A 2368-nucleotide genomic window follows, 5' to 3' on the forward strand; every position below is an offset into this window, starting at 1 on the left:
AGAGCATGGGGGGCACGCCCGGTCCCGTTCCGAACCCGGAAGCTAAGCCCCATCGCGCCGAGAGTACTGCGGGGCCAGCCCGTGGGAGGCCAGGGCGCCGCTGACCGGTGGACGGCACCGAGCCGTCATCGAACTGAGAAGGGGGAGGCCTCGCGGCCTCCCCCTTTTTGCGTTAAGGGCGGCATTCACTAAGCAATTAAATCACTTCAATCATCCACCGGTGAATATAAACGTTCACCGTTCTGTGGTCGGTTCTTTGTTCTCAATGGACTAATATTTGCTTTAGCGCACTGCTGCGCTTGTCCTGTTTTACACGGGTCGTTTTATTGATTGTGACGGAAGGACTCATATGGCAGATGTTCATGAGCTGCTTGATACTTGGATTGCCAATGTCAAGGACGAGGAGCTCCTCGCTGAGCTTAACACGATGAAGGAGCAGGGTGATGAGGACGCCATCACCGACGCTTTCTTCCAGGATCTCGCCTTCGGTACTGCCGGCCTTCGCGGCACTATCGGTGCGGGCACTAACCGTATGAATATCTATACGGTCGGTCGTGCGACCCAGGGATTCGCTGACTACCTCAATGCGACCTTCGAGCATCCGACGGTCGCCATCGCTCGCGATAGCCGCAATAAAGGTGAGCTGTTCGTTAAGACGACGGCTGCCATTCTTGCAGCAAACGGCGTGACTGCCCTCGTGTATCCCAAGATTTCTCCTGTGCCGACGCTCTCCTGGGCCGTCCGCGACCTTAAGTGCTCCGGTGGCATTTGCATGACCGCTAGCCATAACCCGGCGCCGTATAATGGCTATAAGGCCTATGGCCCCGACGGCTGCCAGATCACCAGCGAGGCTGCCGATGCAATTTCTAGGGCTATCGCCGAGACCGATACGTTTACCGGCGTGAAGTCCATGGACTTCGATGAGGCTCTTGAGCAGGGTCTGGTCAAATGGATCGATGACTCGTGCCTCGAGCGTTATTACGACGCCGTTCTCGCCCGCGGCGTGACTAACCTTTCTGCCGAGGAGATCGCTGGCGCTCCGCTTAAGCTCGTCTACACTCCGCTCAACGGCACTGGCCTCATTCCCGTCACGACGGTGCTCGAGCGCGCTGGCATCACCGATGTCACGGTTGTTCCCGAGCAGAAGGAGCCTAACGGCGATTTCCCGACCTGCCCGTATCCTAACCCCGAGATCCGTCAGGCCATGCAGAAGGGCATCGATCTCTGCGAGCAGGTTCACCCTGATTTGCTGCTTGCAACCGATCCCGACGCCGACCGTGTTGGCGTTGCCGTTAAGAATGGCGATGACTATCTGCTGCTGACCGGCAATGAGATGGGCGTTCTGCTGCTCGACTATATCTGCAAGACCCGTGCTGCCCGCGGTGAGGACCTCACTAAGAAGGTCGCCGTTACTACTATCGTTTCTTCCGCCATGGTTGACGCTCTGGCCGACGAGTACGGTTTTGAGCTTCGCCGCTGCCTGACGGGCTTCAAGTACATCGGCGACATCATTACTTCTCTTTCCGATGCTGGCGAGGTGGATCGCTTTATCTTCGGTTTTGAGGAGAGCTACGGCTATCTGGCCGGTGACCACGTGCGCGACAAGGATGCCGTGAGCACTTCGCTTCTGATTTGCCAGATGGCGCAGTATTATAAGCTCCAGGGCAAGAACCTTGCCGATGCGATGCACGAGCTTTACGAGAAGTATGGCTACTATCATAACAAGACGATTTCGCTGAGCTATCCGGGCGCTGAGGGTGCGGCGAAGATGGCCGGCATCATGGCCGGTCTGCGCGAGAACCCGCCCGCGGAGCTCGCCGGTTCCAAGATTGAGGCCGTCGTGGATTACAACACCTGCGTGAACGGCCTGCCGAAGGCTAATGTCATTGAGTTCGATCTTGAGGGCGGCAACAAGGGTATCGTCCGTCCTTCCGGCACCGAGCCCAAGATTAAGCTGTACATCTTCGCTAAGGGCGCTGATGCCGCCGAGGCTGATGCCGCACTTGACGCGATTGAGGAGTCCGGTCGCAAGCTATTGGCCTAAGGCTTTGAAAGCCTATTTCTATAGATAGACGGAGGAGGGGATCTCGGAAACGAGGTCCCCTCTTTATTACTGGCAAATACAGCTGAGGATCACAAGATGTGTAGGAAATGTGTACGCCCAGATTCCCGCCCACGGGGGCCCTCCGGTCTGGCAATATATCTCCTTGCCGCGCGGCCCGGTCGGACCGGATCAGCCGCCAGGCGTGCACCTTGAGAACCGGATACTGCGAGGATGGACACTAACTTCAGTGTCGCATCCGGGCAGACATCGAACCATTTGAAATGGTCTAACTTGGATTTGTTTTTCGCAAGGCCGCCGAGAGGC

The 2368-nt window shown here is 57.3% G+C and carries 1 protein-coding gene and 1 rRNA gene; both read left to right on the forward strand.

Features of this window, described 5'->3' with window-relative positions; all coding sequences use genetic code 11:
- A 5S ribosomal RNA gene (gene rrf, locus AAAX31_RS10000) occupies positions 1–106 on the forward strand; the annotation flags it as partial.
- Positions 107–349: 243 nt separating this feature from the next.
- Entirely contained in the window at positions 350–2044 is a 1695-nt protein-coding gene (locus tag AAAX31_RS10005) for a phospho-sugar mutase (protein WP_118935477.1), read from the forward strand.
- The last annotated feature ends 324 nt before the right edge of the window (positions 2045–2368 follow it).

The sequence above is a fragment of the Collinsella sp. CLA-ER-H5 genome, assembly GCF_040092375.1.
Classification (GTDB): domain Bacteria; phylum Actinomycetota; class Coriobacteriia; order Coriobacteriales; family Coriobacteriaceae; genus Collinsella.